Origin of the sequence: Prosthecobacter sp. (genome assembly GCF_044226605.1) — a bacterium.
Taxonomy (GTDB): Bacteria; Verrucomicrobiota; Verrucomicrobiia; order Verrucomicrobiales; family Verrucomicrobiaceae; genus Prosthecobacter.
The window spans coordinates 155,703-170,367 of sequence record NZ_JBGAGS010000009.1; the positions used below are offsets into that span (position 1 = coordinate 155,703).

The 14,665-nt window shown below is 61.7% G+C and carries 12 protein-coding genes; 5 read left to right on the plus strand and 7 right to left on the minus strand.

Features of this window, described 5'->3' with window-relative positions; translation table 11 throughout:
* The first annotated feature begins 66 nt into the window (after nt 1–66).
* The gene (locus ACILSO_RS14125) at nt 67–1,050 is read left to right on the plus strand and encodes a Fic family protein (protein ID WP_395738069.1); all 984 of its coding nucleotides are present in this window, start codon (nt 67–69) and stop codon (nt 1,048–1,050) included.
* Nucleotides 1,051–1,143: 93 nt separating this feature from the next.
* On the opposite strand, the gene ACILSO_RS14130 is transcribed toward ACILSO_RS14125, so the two are convergent.
* Nucleotides 1,144–2,679 (minus strand): hypothetical protein, encoded by a 1,536-nt coding sequence (locus ACILSO_RS14130; RefSeq protein ID WP_395738070.1) that lies wholly within the window; start codon nt 2,677–2,679, stop codon nt 1,144–1,146.
* A gap of 177 nt (nt 2,680–2,856) precedes the next feature.
* On the opposite strand from ACILSO_RS14130, the gene ACILSO_RS14135 reads away from it, so the two are divergent.
* From ACILSO_RS14135 to ACILSO_RS14145, 3 genes are read left to right on the plus strand one after another with little or no spacing between them, the layout of a single operon-like run.
* The gene (locus ACILSO_RS14135; RefSeq protein ID WP_395738071.1) at nt 2,857–4,284 is read left to right on the plus strand and encodes a hypothetical protein; all 1,428 of its coding nucleotides are present in this window, start codon (nt 2,857–2,859) and stop codon (nt 4,282–4,284) included.
* Nucleotides 4,281–5,459, plus strand: a complete 1,179-nt coding sequence (locus ACILSO_RS14140; protein WP_395738072.1) for an enolase C-terminal domain-like protein — start codon at nt 4,281–4,283, stop codon at nt 5,457–5,459. Before ACILSO_RS14135 ends, ACILSO_RS14140 begins: the two co-directional genes overlap by 4 nt.
* Nucleotides 5,460–5,469: 10 nt before the next feature.
* Nucleotides 5,470–6,753, plus strand: coding sequence for an MFS transporter (locus ACILSO_RS14145; RefSeq protein ID WP_395738073.1), 1,284 nt, complete (start codon nt 5,470–5,472; stop codon nt 6,751–6,753).
* Here ACILSO_RS14145 and ACILSO_RS14150 read toward each other — a convergent pair.
* Entirely contained in the window at nt 6,747–8,153 is a 1,407-nt protein-coding gene (locus ACILSO_RS14150) for a PQQ-binding-like beta-propeller repeat protein (RefSeq protein WP_395738074.1), read from the minus strand. The two genes, ACILSO_RS14145 and ACILSO_RS14150, sit on opposite strands and share 7 nt — an antisense overlap.
* Before the next feature lie 39 nt (nt 8,154–8,192).
* On the opposite strand from ACILSO_RS14150, the gene ACILSO_RS14155 reads away from it, so the two are divergent.
* Nucleotides 8,193–9,392: a M14-type cytosolic carboxypeptidase gene (locus ACILSO_RS14155; protein WP_395738075.1), complete on the plus strand. Its 1,200-nt coding sequence runs from the start codon at nt 8,193–8,195 to the stop codon at nt 9,390–9,392.
* A gap of 1 nt (nt 9,393) precedes the next feature.
* On the opposite strand, the gene ACILSO_RS14160 is transcribed toward ACILSO_RS14155, so the two are convergent.
* The 5 genes from ACILSO_RS14160 to ACILSO_RS14180 form a co-directional block, all read right to left on the minus strand.
* Nucleotides 9,394–10,509 (minus strand): sialate O-acetylesterase, encoded by a 1,116-nt coding sequence (locus tag ACILSO_RS14160; protein ID WP_395738076.1) that lies wholly within the window; start codon nt 10,507–10,509, stop codon nt 9,394–9,396.
* A 37-nt stretch (nt 10,510–10,546) separates the two neighbouring features.
* Nucleotides 10,547–11,719 carry a sialidase family protein gene (locus ACILSO_RS14165; RefSeq protein ID WP_395738077.1) on the minus strand — a complete coding sequence of 391 codons (1,173 nt, stop codon included), beginning with the start codon at nt 11,717–11,719 and terminating at the stop codon, nt 10,547–10,549.
* 80 nt (nt 11,720–11,799) lie between these two features.
* Nucleotides 11,800–12,249 (minus strand): hypothetical protein, encoded by a 450-nt coding sequence (locus tag ACILSO_RS14170; protein WP_395738078.1) that lies wholly within the window; start codon nt 12,247–12,249, stop codon nt 11,800–11,802.
* Nucleotides 12,250–12,264: 15 nt separating this feature from the next.
* Nucleotides 12,265–13,230, minus strand: coding sequence for a peptidyl-alpha-hydroxyglycine alpha-amidating lyase family protein (locus tag ACILSO_RS14175; RefSeq protein ID WP_395738079.1), 966 nt, complete (start codon nt 13,228–13,230; stop codon nt 12,265–12,267).
* Nucleotides 13,231–13,291: 61 nt separating this feature from the next.
* The gene (locus tag ACILSO_RS14180) at nt 13,292–14,662 is read right to left on the minus strand and encodes a sulfatase (RefSeq protein WP_395738080.1); all 1,371 of its coding nucleotides are present in this window, start codon (nt 14,660–14,662) and stop codon (nt 13,292–13,294) included.
* Nucleotides 14,663–14,665: the final 3 nt, after the last annotated feature.

The following is a 14,665-nucleotide window of genomic DNA, read 5'->3' on the forward strand; positions in this document are numbered from 1 at the left end:
ATGCGATTTTTAAAGAACCCGTTTCCAAGCCCTTGAGGCGATAGTATCATTTGATACTATCATTTTATGCGCCCGCCTTTTGAAGTCACCCCACGCTCGGCACGGCTGCTCGCGGAAATCGAGCGACTGTTGGGCCGGCATGAAGGGGCGCAGATGGCCCCTGCCAGTCCGATGCTGCGGCGCTCCATGCGGGTGCGAACGATTCAGGCGAGCCTGCAGATCGAAGGCAACACTTTGTCTGAAGAACAGGTCACTGCGCTGCTGGAGGGCCGGCGGGTGCTGGCTCCTGCACGCGATCTGCTGGAGGTGAAAAACGCCATCGCCTGCTATGAGAAGCTGCCGAAGTGGCGGCCGGGCTCGGCGAAGCACCTGCTGGCGGCGCACAAGGTCATGATGGCAGGGCTCGTGCCACGCGCGGGAGCCTGGCGCAGCAAGGGAGTCGGCATTGCGAAAGGAAATGTCATCGCGCACGTGGCGCCACCCGCGGCACGCGTGCCCGGCTTGATGCAGGACCTGCTCGACTGGGTGGATGCTGACGACGAAACTCCCGCGCTCATTCGTGCCGCAGTGTGTCACTATGAGATGGAGTTCATTCATCCGTTTGAAGATGGAAACGGACGCATGGGCCGCTTGTGGCACAGTCTCATTCTTCAGCAGCACCACCCTCTTTTTGCCCAGGCTCCGGTGGAGTCCGCCATTCGTGACCGGCAGGCGGACTATTACGCCGTTCTGGATCGTTGCGATAAGGCGGGCAAATCCACCGCCTTCATCGAGTTCGCGCTTGAGCTGACACTCCACGTCCTGCAGCAGGCGGGCACATCTCAGCGCACTCGCATGAGCAGCGAGGAGCGCATGACCGAGGCACGCAGGCATTTTGGCAAACGCATCTTCTCACGCAAAGACTACCTCCAGCACTTTACCGGACTCTCTTCCGCCAGTGCCAGCCGCGATTTGCGCGAAGCTGCATCCAAGGACGTGCTAACACGCACAGGTGACAAGGCGCTGACACGTTATCGTTTCGGTCTGACCATCGCCGGCGCATCAAAGTAGCGTTGTTGCTGTGCAACATGGGGACGCTCGCGGGATCTCCCGCTTCTTTTCTCCGTTCGAGCTAATCCCTGTTCCAACCGGAACAGGACTGCTTCACTCAAACTTCAGCGCGTACAAATCCGCGTCGTTCAGCACAAAGCGGAGGCGCACGGGTTTGCCGGAGAGGGCGCTCACATCGGGGCCGGTTTTCCAGGTGACGGTTCGGTCAAGGGAATCGCCGAAGACGGGCTGGGAGTCGGCGAGTGTGAAGCCGGGGACAGGCTTGCCGTCTGCATCCTGGATCTCTACCTGAATGCCGCCGGCGGCGGAGCTGGCGAAGTTTAGCGTGAGTGCCTTGCCTTTAAAGGTGATCGGTTTGGTGATCAGTTCGCCACCGCTCATGGGCGCGTGGATGGAGACAAAGCCGTCCAGCCGCAGCGTGTAGCGGCGCAGGGCGCTGCTCTTGTCCGTCCAGTAGCTTTCGGTGGCGTAGAGGCTCAGCTCATTCGGCGCGCCTTCGAGCGCGGACTTGGTCTCCACCGGATGCCAGGCGATGTATTGATGCCCATAGTTCCAGGTGCCGGGGCGCTCGATGCCAGGTGGCAGGAAGGCTTCGTTCCAGCGCTTGAACTTCACGCCGTCACGGCTTGCCATGAAGAGGCCTTCTGTGATGGCCATGCCGTAGCGGTCGCTGGCCTTGGAGCGCCATTCGCGGTGCTCGCGCTCTGGCAGTGCGCGCATGCTGTCTGACCAGCCGCGCTCGGTGTAGCGGGTGGGAAAACCCAGCAGCAGATGTGGCGCGCGGTGGTAGGGCTTGACCTGATTGGTGTAGAGCTGCTCGGATGGGGAGTCCACATAGGTGAGGTCGTGCTGGTTTTCCCAGTGGAGGAAGTCTTTGGAGGTGGCGGTGCGGATGGCGCGGTCTCCCGAGGGCTTCCAGTTTTTTTCGTCGGTGGTGCCTGCGGTGAAGTAGCGCCAGTAGGCGCGATACACGCCGCTCTGTGCATCCCAGAAGGCGAGGTTTTGCGAATCAAACGCGCCATCGGTGATGACCGGTGCGTCAGCCATGGGGGACCAGCGCAGGCCATCGGGCGACTTCAGCGCCAGCAGGCCCTTCGGTGAATTGGAGCGCACGATGGCTTTGTATTTCGCATCTGCGGGTGATGCGGGATTTTCGTCTTTGAATACGGCGGGGTGTCCGCCATCTGGGTTCACCTTTCCCATCATTCCGTGAGGGATGACGATGTTGTTGGCCTTCGAGCCTTTGAACTCATGCAGGCCCAGCTCGGGCTTGCTCCAGTGGATGCCATCATCGCTCTCCGCGTAGCAGGTGAAGAGCGGGTGCTCTCCAGTATTCACCTTGCCCGGTGGCGTAACGGTGAGCTGCCAGCTCTTGTAGTACATGCGATACTTGTCTCCGTCTTTGAAGACACTGTGATAGCCACTGCCGCTGCCCTCCCAAGGCGCATCATGCGTCAGCACGATCTCCTGGATCTGGGGCTGGTGCAGCCGCTGCTCGGCCTTGCCGGTGAGCTGGCCGATGAGGAAATCATCCACAAACAATTCACGGCGCGATCCGATGTCCATGGCGTCGGCAGCAAATGCCGAAAAGGAGCCAAGAACCAGGCAGGAGCAAAGAATCAGCTTCATGGCAGAACTACGCACCCAGATGATCAAATCATTTCTGGTCCGACGTACATACCAGAAGACTCGGCAGCAGCTTCAGATAGAACGAGCAACCGATGGTAAAATAATGGCGGGTAAAAGGATGTTTTGAAGGATTCAGGCCATTCCATCATTTTACCCTTCATCATTTTACCAAGTCCCATGCGCCAGCCCTCCCGCACCGACGACCCCGCGCCGCAAAGCCGCTGCCAATTCGCGCTCTCATGGTGTGACATAACACCGCCTGCGGACATCTACCACCGCATGTGGGGGGCGGCGAAGCACGAGCGTGCCACCGGTGTGCACCGGCCGCTGCGCGCCACGGTGGCGGTGTTTGCGAATATGGAGGGAAAGCAGCGGCAAATTCTTCTGGCGCTGGATCATTGCGTGATGGGAGCCACGGAGCATGCGCAGCTGGTGGCACGGGCTGCGGAGATCGGTGGCGTGGCGCGGGAGGAAGTGCTCGTCGTGTTTTCTCACACTCACGGCGCCGGCCTTATGGGCCTGGACCGTGCGGCGCTGCCAGGGGGTGATCTGATACCGCCTTATCTTGATGCCTTGGGCGAGAAGGCAGGCAGGCTCGTGCGGCAGTGCATGGCCTCGCTGGTGCCTGCGGGCATCGTTTACGGCCGTGGCCGCTGCGGTCTGGCCACGCAACGCGATTTCTGGGACGGCAAACAGTACATCTGCGGTCACAATCCTGGCGTGCCTGTGGATGACAGCGTGATCGTGGCACGCGTCACGGCGGATGACGGGAAAGTGCTGGCCAGCATCGTGAACTATGCCTGCCATCCGACCACACTCGCGTGGGAAAACACACTCATCAGCCCCGACTACATCGGCGCGATGCGCGAGCTGGTGGAGCGTGAGACCGGCGCGCCCTGCCTCTTTCTGCAAGGCGCCAGCGGTGAACTGGGCCCGCGCGAAGGCTTCGTCGGCGACACCGCCGTGGCGGACCGCAATGGGCGCGAGCTGGGCTATGCGGCTCTCTCCGCCCTCACCGCTCTGCCCGCGGCAGGCACGACCTTTGTTTATCAGGGTGCCGTCGTCTCCGGTGCGACACTTGGTGCGTGGAAGCACGAAAAGATGGATCTGGAAACCAAGGCCGAGTGGAAACTTCAGCGCTGGCATGAGCCGCTGCATTACCGTCCCGGCCAGCCCACCGTGGCGCAGGTGCAGGCCGAGCTGGATCATTTCCAAGCGGCCGAAGCCACCGCGCGTGCTGCGGGCGATGAGGCCCTCGCCGCGGACTGCCGGGCGATGAGCGAGCGCAAAACTCGCCAGCTCCACAAGCTTCACCAAATGCCGCCGGGAGATCGCTTTCCGCTGCAAGTCGTGCTCTGGCAAATGGGCGATGCCGTGTGGGTAGGCGTGCAGGGAGAGCACTACAGCGTGCTGCAAACCGAACTTCGCCGCCGCTTTCCAGAGAAGGTCATCCTCCTGGCCACCATCGCTGCGGACTGGGGTGCCTCCTACCTGCCGCCGCGCGAGCTTTACGACACTGGGATCTACCAGGAGAGCATCGCCGTTGTTGCGGCGGGCAGCCTGGAGCAACTTATCGAATCCATTTCCAACCACATCGCCTCATGAAAATCACCGCCATCGAAACACTCGTCTGCCATGCCCGGATGCGAAACTGGGTCTTTGTCAAAGTCGTCACGGATCAGCCCGGTCTCATCGGCTGGGGAGAGGCGACGCTGGAGTGGCACACGCGCAGCATCGTCGGCGCGATCGAGGACATGTCACACCTGCTCATTGGTGAAGATCCCACGCGGGTGGAGTACCTCTGGCAGGTGATGTACCGGCAGCACTTCTGGCACGGGCACGGCATCGTGCGCGCCACGGCCATCGCAGGCATCGATCTCGCTCTGTGGGATATCGTGGGCAAAGTGGCGAACATGCCGCTCTCCAAGGTCTTCGGCGGACCGGTGCGTGATTTTGTGCGCACATACTGCCATCTCGGCGGTGGCAAGATGGAAGACTTTTATCAAACGCCTGCCGACAACGCCAAACGCTTTGCCGAACTGGCTCAGGCCGCTGTGGCGGATGGCTACACCGCCTTCAAAAGCATGGCGGTGCCCAGCACCATGCCGATCGAGGGCCAGAAGCCCGTGCGCGCTGCCGCCGCTGCCGTGGCCGCCATGCGCGAGGCCGTGGGGCCGGACATCGACATCATGGTGGACTGCCATGCGCGGCCCTCTCCCGCGATGGGGCTCAAATTTGGCAAAGCTCTCGACGACTTCGGCCTCTACTTCTTCGAAGAACCCTGCTGGCCGGAGTGCGTGGACGGCCTGGCCCGCATCAATGCCGCACTTACCACACCCGTGGCCAGCGGCGAGCGCGTGACGAATCTGGAAGCCTTCAAGGACATGTTCGAAAAACGCGCAGTGGAGATCTGCCAGCTCGACATCACGCACTGCGGCGGGCTCAGCGCGGCCAAACGCGTTGCCGCGCTGGCGGAGGCGCACCGCATCTCCCTCGCACCGCACAATCCGCAAGGCCCCGTCAGCACCGCCGCATCACTGGAGTTTGGCTTCTCACAGCCCAGCTACATCATCTGCGAAACCGTGCACAACGATGTGCCCTGGCGGCAGGACGTGGTAGAGGAAGGATTCACCATCGAAAAACAGGGCCGCATCGTCCGCCCGAATACGAAGCCCGGTCTCGGCATCACCATCAACGAAGCGGAGGTGAAAAAACATCCCTTCCAGCAGGAGATCGTCCTACGCGAATTCAGCCCCGATGGTGCCGTGACGGATTGGTGATTTTGCTGCCATGAAACCCACCCGCACCCGCTTCATCGTTCTCTTCGGCCTTTGCATGGCCGCGGCGCTGGCCTATCTGACGCGCAATGCGGTGGGGACGGCGGAGAGCACCATCCGCACGGACCTGGGGCTGACGAAGCAGCAGTCCGGGTGGCTGAGCAGCGCGTTTTTCTGGTCGTATGCGCTGTGTCAGATCCCCGCGGCGGCGCTTTCGCTGCGTCTGGGGGCGCGACGGGCTCTGCCGCTGTTTGCGGTGCTGTGGTCGCTGGCCACTGCGTTGTTTGGCATGGGCGGATTTACATCCATGCTGGTGTCTCGCGCGCTTGTCGGCGTGGCGCAGGCGGGACTGGTGCCAGTGGCGATCGCGGTGATGGCGCGCTGGTTTCCACGCGCGGGGCAGGGGCTCGCCTCGGGCGCATTTGGCGGGTTCATGTCGGCAGGCAGCATTGTAGGCGCGCCGCTGACGGCTTGGCTGATCATCGCTTGCGGCTGGCGGCCGATGTTTCTGTGGTATGCGCTGCCGGGCATCATGTGGGCTGTGTGGTTTGCACGATGGTATCGCAATGATCCGGCGGAACATGCGGCGGTGAATGAAACGGAGCGGCAGTTGATCACGGCGGATTCAAATAAAACCGCCAAGGCGAATGCAAAGCCTCCCGCAGTGCCATGGCGTCTCCTCATCACGAGTCCGGCGATGTGGTGCATCTGCGTGCAGCAGGCGTTTCGATCTGCGGGCTACATCTTCTTCGGCAGCTGGTTCACCACGTATCTGCAGGAGGCGCGTGGTGTGGAGCTGATCACCTCCGGCTGGCTCACCGCACTGCCCCTTGTCGGCGATTTGACGGGATCACTTCTCGGCGGCGCGGTGTCCGATGCGGTGCTGCGCAAGACGGGAAGCCAGCGCCTGGCGAGACAGGGGATCGCCGCGATCGCGCTCTTCGTATGCGCCTGCCTGGTGTTCTCGGCGTGGTTTGTCAGCCATGCACTCACTGCGGTGCTGATCATCAGCCTCGGCATGTTCTGCGCGGCGGTGGGAAATCCCTGCGTGAGCACGGTGATGATGCATGTGGGCGGGTCACACGTGGCGACAATCAGCGGCGTGATGAACATGTGCGGCAATCTCGGTGCGGCCGCGTTTCCAGTGGTGGTGCCCTGGCTGCTGGCGCATGCCGGCGGTTGGGATGCGGTGCTAATCTGCTTCACGGCGCTGTATGCCGGAGCCGCGCTGTTCTGGCTGCTGATGAAAACGAGGCCCAGCATGTTTGACGCCGCTCCCGACGAAGCGGCTCACTGAACAAAGGCAAACAAGTGCTTGTTCGTGCGCACGTAGATCACGCCATCCACGATCGCCGGGGAGGCAAACACCGGCTCTTTAAGATCATTTTTTGCCAGCACTTTCAGCGTGTCGCTCGTCGCATCCATCACGGAGACCACTCCACGCTGAGACGTCACATACACATGGCCGTCAGCAGTCACGGCGGAGGCATAGTATTCACCCGACGCATCCAGGCGCTCCGCTTGAAAAATCGGGCTGCCGCTTTTCGCGTCATACGCGGAGGCGAGGCCACCACCCTTCACAGTGAAAAGACGGCCATTGGCGACCACTGGTGAAAACACATACGGCAGGTGCTTCGTCTGCCGCCAGATCACATGGGTATCAGTGATGTCTCCGCTGCCGCCGGCCTTGATGGCAAAGAGCTGGTTTGCCGCTTGGGCAAAGATGGCACGCATCGCATCGTATTCGGCCTTGTTGACTGTGCCGTTTTTGTCTGCGTCGATGATGCTAAAGCGATCTTGCAGCGGTCCTTCGGGAAACTCCGTCTCGCTCAGCAGGCCGTTTTTGTCCGCGTCACGAGCGGCGAGGAAGGCCTCATGCGGCTCCATCTCCACACGGTCATCGGGATCGCCCCCGGCATTCCAGCCACAGACCAGCAACACATCTCCCAGCGCGGTGGGGCTGGTGTTGGACACACGCGCCATGCCGCCCGCGGACCAGCGCATCTTGCCATCCTTCAGATCGTAGCTGCGTGTCCAGAGCGATCCGCTCACGATCAGTTCCTCCACTCCATCATGCCGCCACACAAACGGCGTGGAAAAGCTGCGGCGGAATTCGCTGCGGTCCACGCGCCACACCTCCGCACCCGTCTTCACATCCAGCGCGATCATGTAGCTCCCCACATCCTGATCCGCCACGATGATGACTTTGCCATCCGCGATGATCGGAGAGGAACTCGTGCCAAACTCCACGATCGGCGGCGGCAGCGGCTTCTGCCATAGCACCTTTCCATTCCAGTCATAGGCCAGCACACCGTAGGAGCCGAAGTAGGAAATCAAACGTTCACCATCTGTGCAGCACGTCGGCGTGGCCGGACTGCCGATGCGATGCGCCCCTTCCACCTTCTCCACCGGTGCCGCGGCGCGCCATAGCTCATGTCCATTCTTCCGGCTCAGACAAAACGTCACCAGCTTGCCGCCATCGAGACCTGTGAGCGCGATCTTGTCCTGCCAGAGGCAGGGAGACGAATGCCCAAACGGCACCTCCACCTGCCACTTCACATTCTTCTGCGCATTGAATTCCACCGGTGGTTTGCCCGTGCCGATGCCCAGCCCGCCCTCGCCACGAAACTGCGGCCAGTTGGATTCAGCAAGGCTCGAGGTGGCGAGAATGAAAAAAGAGAGATGCAAATGCTTCATGCAGCCAGAACGTGACGTTGAGTGAGGATGATTCAACGCTTGTGTCTTCTTCCTCTCTTTGCCATCGCGGCCCACGCCGAGCTCAGTGTGCGTACGGATTTCGAAGGCGGCAATGCCGAGGTGGTGACGCTGGATCAGGCCACGAAAACGCTGCGCATCATGCCTGCACTCCACGAAGGGCGCGGCTGGCCCTGCTGGTGGTCGTTCAAACTGGAAGGTCTCACGGCGGGAGAGACTTTTACCCTGGAAGTGCAGGCGCAGAGCAAACCCTATCGCGAGGGGACCGTGCTCGCCGCAGCCTGGTGCCAGCCCAAGTGTGCGTGGCTGAGCCTCGATGGCGAAGCCTGGAAACCGTCATCTCCCGGCACGCTGAGTGCGGAGAAGGTGATGCGCTACTCTATCAAGGCAGAAGGCGCGCAGATGTCCCTGGCCTGGGGGCCGCCATTTGTGCCGGCGGATGCAGAGAAGCTGCTCGCAGGCATCGCCGCGAAGTTGCCGGAGGCCAAACGCTTTGAACTGGCGAAGACACGTGGTGGCCGTCCCGTGATCGGCATTCGCATCGGCGCTGAAAACGCCGCGCATCAGGTCTGGGTCGGCTCGCGGCAGCACGCGTGGGAGGCGGGCGGCAGCCAGGTGGGGCGCGGCTTCATCCAATGGTATGCCAGTGATGAGGCCAAGGCTCTGCGCGCCAACACCTGTCTCCATTTCATTCCCATCATGGATGTGGACAACGCCGCCATGGGCGCCGGCGGAAAAGAAGCCGTGCCGCGCGATCACAATCGCGACTGGGCCGATGAACCGGTCTACCCTGAAGTGGCCGCGGCGCAGCGCATGATCCGGGACATTCACTCCAAGCATGGGCTGGATGTCTTCATCGACCTGCACAATCCCGGCGCGAGCGATCCCATCTTTTTCTTCGGCCCCTTTGCCTTCGAACGCATGACCGGCGTGCAGCAGCGCAACTACCAGCGCTGGATCCAGATCGCCGCCGACAGCATCATCGAGCCGCTCAAGGTGGAGCCCAAATACCGCTTCGCCACCTATGTGAAAACAGATGAAGAGCGTGCGCGCATGAGCAGCGGCTGGGTGCGCGACCACACGGGCAATGCCACGATCTCCGTGACACTGGAAACAGGCTGGAACAGCCCGCTGATGTCCGTGGAAGGCTATGGCAAAATCGGTGCCGGTCTTGGGCGCGCGCTGGGGACTTACATCAGCGAGAATCCCCGCCGCGAGTGACTCATTTCAATTCCTTCTCGAGCCACGGGATGATCTGAGCAGCCCAGCGTGCACCGTGCTCACGCAGGCCCGCGGCGCTGAAGTGCACACCCTGGCCATTGCGCTCGCGGAGATCTCCTTTGAGCGCATCGCTGTCCGGGCCTTCGAATGCGACACCGTCCTTCCACAGCGATGCCTGCGCCGCACGGATGTCTGGAGACGCTTCGTCTCCCGGCACATGATAGCTGACCTGCGCAACGAACCACGGCGCCTCCCAGCCGATCTCCTGACGTGAGGTGCGAATGATCTTCTCCAGATACTCGCGATACAGCTTTCCGGGCAGCGTGCGTGTCGTGTCCTTCTGATTGGCATCACTCTCGCCCTGGTGCCAGAGCACGGCACGAAAGCCTTTGGGGCCGACAGCTTTCATGCGCTGCACCAGAGTCTCGTAGGCCTGCCCCTTGCTCTCCCATTCTCCATTCGCAAACTTTTGCACACGTGACTCAATCGTTGGCGGGTTTGGGAAAGTGGCGCCTTTGGGCAGCCACTCGCGCACGCTGGTCGCACCAATGCCGCAGGGGATGAAGCCTACGGGTACGCCAAACTTCGCGGCCTGGGCATTGCCCAGCGGCGGCATGAAACTGCCGCCATTTCCGCTGGCGCCAGGCTGGGGATCATCGGTGACATGCCAGCTCCGGCCATCAAAAGATGCGAAGGAGCCTTCGTTGTGCTGCTTTTCGGCGCCATGATTCGCCGAGTTTGACTGACCGGCCACGATAAACACTTCACCGATTCCGAGATGTTCGACGGCTGCAGCAGCGGTCACCGTGCCAGCCTCCAAGGCACGGACTTCAAGCCGGAACCAGCCACCTGCGGGTGCGTCCAAGCTTGCGGTGAAATGGCCGGCTTCAAACTTCGCATCGAGCCGCTTCCAGTCGCCGCTTGAGCCTATGCGCGCTTCGACGACTGAGGCGTCCGCACTGCCGGCAATGCGGACGCTCCCTTTGTCTTTGCTGCTGCGCTGGATCACCTGGTGCTCAAGAGGTGCGGTGAGTTTTAGCTGTGCAGGCGGCGCGGTCTGCGCACGCAGCAGGCACAGCGGCACAAGAAGGCTGGACAGGAGCAGAGGAAACTTCATGGCAGGATCAGGCTCGGAAACAAGAGCGTATCACTTCTCACTCGATGCGCCACGTCGCCTGCCGCAGCACGGCGAGCTTTGGCTCCCTCATGGTCTCGTACCAAACGGTGAGCAGCGTGCCATCGGCAAGCTCCACGGTGCTGGGGTAGCCGAGATCTCCGCCGATGCCGTCGCCAGAAATGATCATCGCTTCGCCCCACGTCTTCCCATTGTCGCTGCTGATGCGCGCCTGATTGCCGTAGGGCTTGCGGCGGTAGCCGTAGGTCATGAGCAGGCGGCCATCGCGCAGACGCAGGAGATGGGAAGGAAGGCCCCATACGCCGATGCTGTGCGGCTCGCTCCAGGTCTTGCCGCCATCGGTGGATTCGGTCTGCAAGGTCTCTCCTTTGTTCGCGGCATTGTGATTGCGAATCTGCGCGATGATCGTTCCGTCCGCAGCCTCCACCGCATGCAGTTCGTGGTAAGCATTGGAGGCCGCGTCTCCTTTGCGCGTGGGAATTTCCGCGAGCCACTGCCAGGTGGCGCCGTCATCCTTCGACTCCGCCACACCCACTTTCTTATCTCCGGTCCAGAGCTGTTTGCCCAAATAGAGCAGGCGCCCGTCCTTGAGCTGGATGGGGCCGTGAGAGCTGTTCACGATGGTGGGGATGCGAGTGGACCAAGACTTGCCGCCGTCAGTGGAGCGGATGATCCATTCGCCCAGCTCGGCTTTGCGATCCGCATCGTTCAGGCGCTCATGGGCCGCCTTCCATTTCGCGTAGCGTTCCGCCGGCATGGCTTTGGTGATCCAGCCTTTGTCCGTGTGCTCCGCCATGGCGGCGGCTTTTTTAAACGAGTCCTCATAGGCCAGGGAGGTGAAGGTGGAGACGATGAGCGTGCCCTTTGCTGTCTCCAGCACTCCGGAGTCTCGGTCGTCCGTGGCGGTGTCCAGCAGCACGCGTGGCCACGTCCAAGTGGCGCCATTGTCATTCGAAGTCATCGCATGCACCTGTCCAAAAGGGCACACGTGCGACTCACGACCGCCCGACCACGAGAGCCAAAGCTCGCCATTCTGCCGGCGCACCACAGTGGGCCAGCCGTGGTAATACTCCGGCTGATGCGAGATCACCTTCGTTTCGAGAATCTTCGCCGCAGGCGCGGCGGCACGTGCGATGAACGGAAAAGCGAGAGCCGAGGTGGTGGTGGCAAGAAAGCGGCGGCGGTTGGTCATGGTGCGGGAGAGTACGCCGCCGTGCTCCATGGTTTCGCAGCAAACCCTTGGTTCGAACACCGGACCAGCTGGCACAGACATCACTTCGCCAAAATTTTCACAGGCAGCTCGGACAACTCCGCAAGCGTGAGGCTGCTGTTCTTGTCGGCATCGAGTTTGGTAAAGATGCCATCCGTCAGCGTGTCATACTCCTTGCGGCTCACGGCCTTGTCCTTGTCGGTGTCCAGAGTCAGCAGCACCTGCTTGATCAGCGCCACAATGATCGCCCCGCCGATGTCTCCTGCCTCCGCCGAGATGTCATTGCTCAGCCGGTCCACTTCTTCGGTCTTGATGGAGCCGTCACGGTTCGCATCCATCTTGTCAAAGCTTCCGGAGATGCCGTTCTGCCATTCTCCCTCGTCGAGGATGTCATCCGAGTTCGTGTCAAACTCATGCGCGATGAGCTTGGCCAGTGATTCCGCCCCCGGCACCGCCGCGAAGGAGGGCTGCGCACCGAGTAAAACCAGAGCAACTGCGAGGAGGGGTCTCATGCCGTGCATAAACAGTCACTCCGCGGCTTTCTTGCGCACAAACTTCTGCACTCGCGCGCCGCTGCCTTCCGCCACATACACCGCACCGTCCGGACCAACGGCGATGTCATGACCAAGCTGGAACTGACCGGCCTCTTTGCCATAGCTGCCGAAGGTGTCGAGGATCTGGCCTGTGAGGTCGAGTTCAACGGCCTTGCCGCGCAGCTCGCGCTTGAGGGATGGTGAGCCGCCATCGATGACGAGGAGGTGGCCGTCGGGACTGGTGGCGATGCCGTAGGGCTTGCCGATCTGCGGGCCTTTCCATTCGTGCAGGAAGGTGCCTTTGGCGTCGAAGACCTGAAGGCGCTCGTTTTCGCGGTCGCAGACGATGACGCGGCCCTGGTGATCCAGCGTGATGCCGTGCGGCAGGTGAAACTGGCCCGGCCCCTTTCCTTTGGTGCCCCACTGAAACTCGAAGCGGCCTGCGGCGGAGAATTTCAGCACGCGTGTGTTTTGGTAGCCGTCGCTGACATAGAAGGAGCCGTCTGGGAGCACGGCCACATCGGTGGGCAGATTGAAATGTGAGGTGTCATCGCCGGGCACGCCAGCTTCTCCCAGCGTGAGCAGCACCTCGCCTGAGGGCGAGCATTTGAAGACCTGATGCAGGCCTACATCGGTGAGCCAGAGATTGCCGGTGTGATCCACCGTGAGCCCATGCGGCATGATGAAGCGGTTTGCACCCCAGGTGCTGAGAAGACGGCCTGTGGCCCCCTCAAACACGCTGACGGTGGGTGCGGCGATGGGCTCTTTCGGAAAGGGCTTGGTCCAGACGCGGCCGCTGCGATGGAAAACGAACACGCGGTTTTGTGCATCGACACCCACTCCGGCGCAGAGGCCGAGAGTGTGGCCTTCTGGAAGCTGCGGCCAGCCGGGGACGACCTCGTGCGATGGTTGAGCGAGAGCGGCGGTGGCGAGGAGGCTGAACAGGAGAATGCAGCGCATGGAGGGAGTGAGATGCTCGCTTGAGCCTGGATACCTTTACATCATCCATCGACGGAATGTTTCATGGCCTGAATGCAGGCAGAGTCCGGAGTTTGCCACCCAGATCACTGACGGCCCCGGCATGCTGTGACGCGACGTTGTGAAGCTCTTCCGGATCCGCATCGTGGTCGTAGAGCTCCGCCTGGCCATCGCTCCAGAGGGTGAAGCGCCAGCGGGAAGTGCGCACGCTTTGGCCATACAGCTTTGGACTGCGGGAGACGAGGGTGAAGGCGGCGTCCTTCACGCTGGCAGCTGGGTCTTGCAGCACCGGCCGCAGGCTGACTCCAGCGCCCTGATGGGGCATCTTCAAAGCACAGAAATCAGCCACCGTTGGGTAGAGGTCCACGAATTCGACGAGCGACTGGCTGACCTGACCGCCCTTCATGCCGGGCGCGGCGATGATGAACGGGGAATGGCAGGAGCGCTCGAAGAGAGTGTTCTTATTCCACCACAGACGCTCGCCCGTGTGGTAGCCGTGATCCCCCACAAAGATGACAATCGTCTTGTCCCAGAGCTGCTTTTGATCCAGCACATCGAGCACGCGGCCCAGCTGTGCGTCCATGAAGGTCGTGCAGGCACAGTAGGCGCGAAGGAGCTCGCGCCATTCCTGATCGGTGAATTTGGCAAAGGCCGTGCCGAGTTCGCCAAAGCCCACAGACTCTTTGCGAACCGGGTCTGTGTTTGCGGGGTCTTTCCAGATCTTCAGTGATTCCGACGGGTACATGTCGAAGTACTTTCTGGGAGCGATGAAGGGATCGTGCGGCTTCATGAAACCGCAGCCGATGAACCAGGGCTGGTCGCCGAGCTTTTCGATCATCGCCACCGTGGCGGCAGCGATCTGGCCGTCGGGCTGGTCCTCATCTGTGCCGTCGGCCGCCCCCCAGGCGCACCAGGGCAGCACGCCGCCGGATACATTGCGGCCCTCGATCATCTTGCGGCCGGTCTTGGTCGCTTCAAAAGCCTGCGCCGTGTGCCAGGAGTGCCCGGCATCCATCCACTGCTGCCGGGCTTCAGGATTTTTGCCGCCACCCAGGTGAAACAATTTTCCAAACGCATGCGACTGCCAGCCTTGCTCCTTGCAGAGCTGCGGCAGGGTGATGACATCCGGCATGCGCTCGCGGAGGCGAGTATTGTTATCCACGATGCCCGTCTGCTCGGCGCGCAGCCCCGCCATCATGGAGCTGCGGCTTGGGTTGCAGACCGTGTACTGAACGTAGGCGCGCTCGAAAGACGTGCCGCGTGCGCGCAGGCGGTCGAGGTTCGGTGTCTTGACCACCTCTTTGGTGTAAGCGCCGCCGAAGTCGCGCAAATCGTCCGCCATGATGAGCAGGACATTGGTCTTCGCCGCAAAGAGCGGTGAACTAAACACGAGGAGAAGAAGCAGGGCACGCATGGC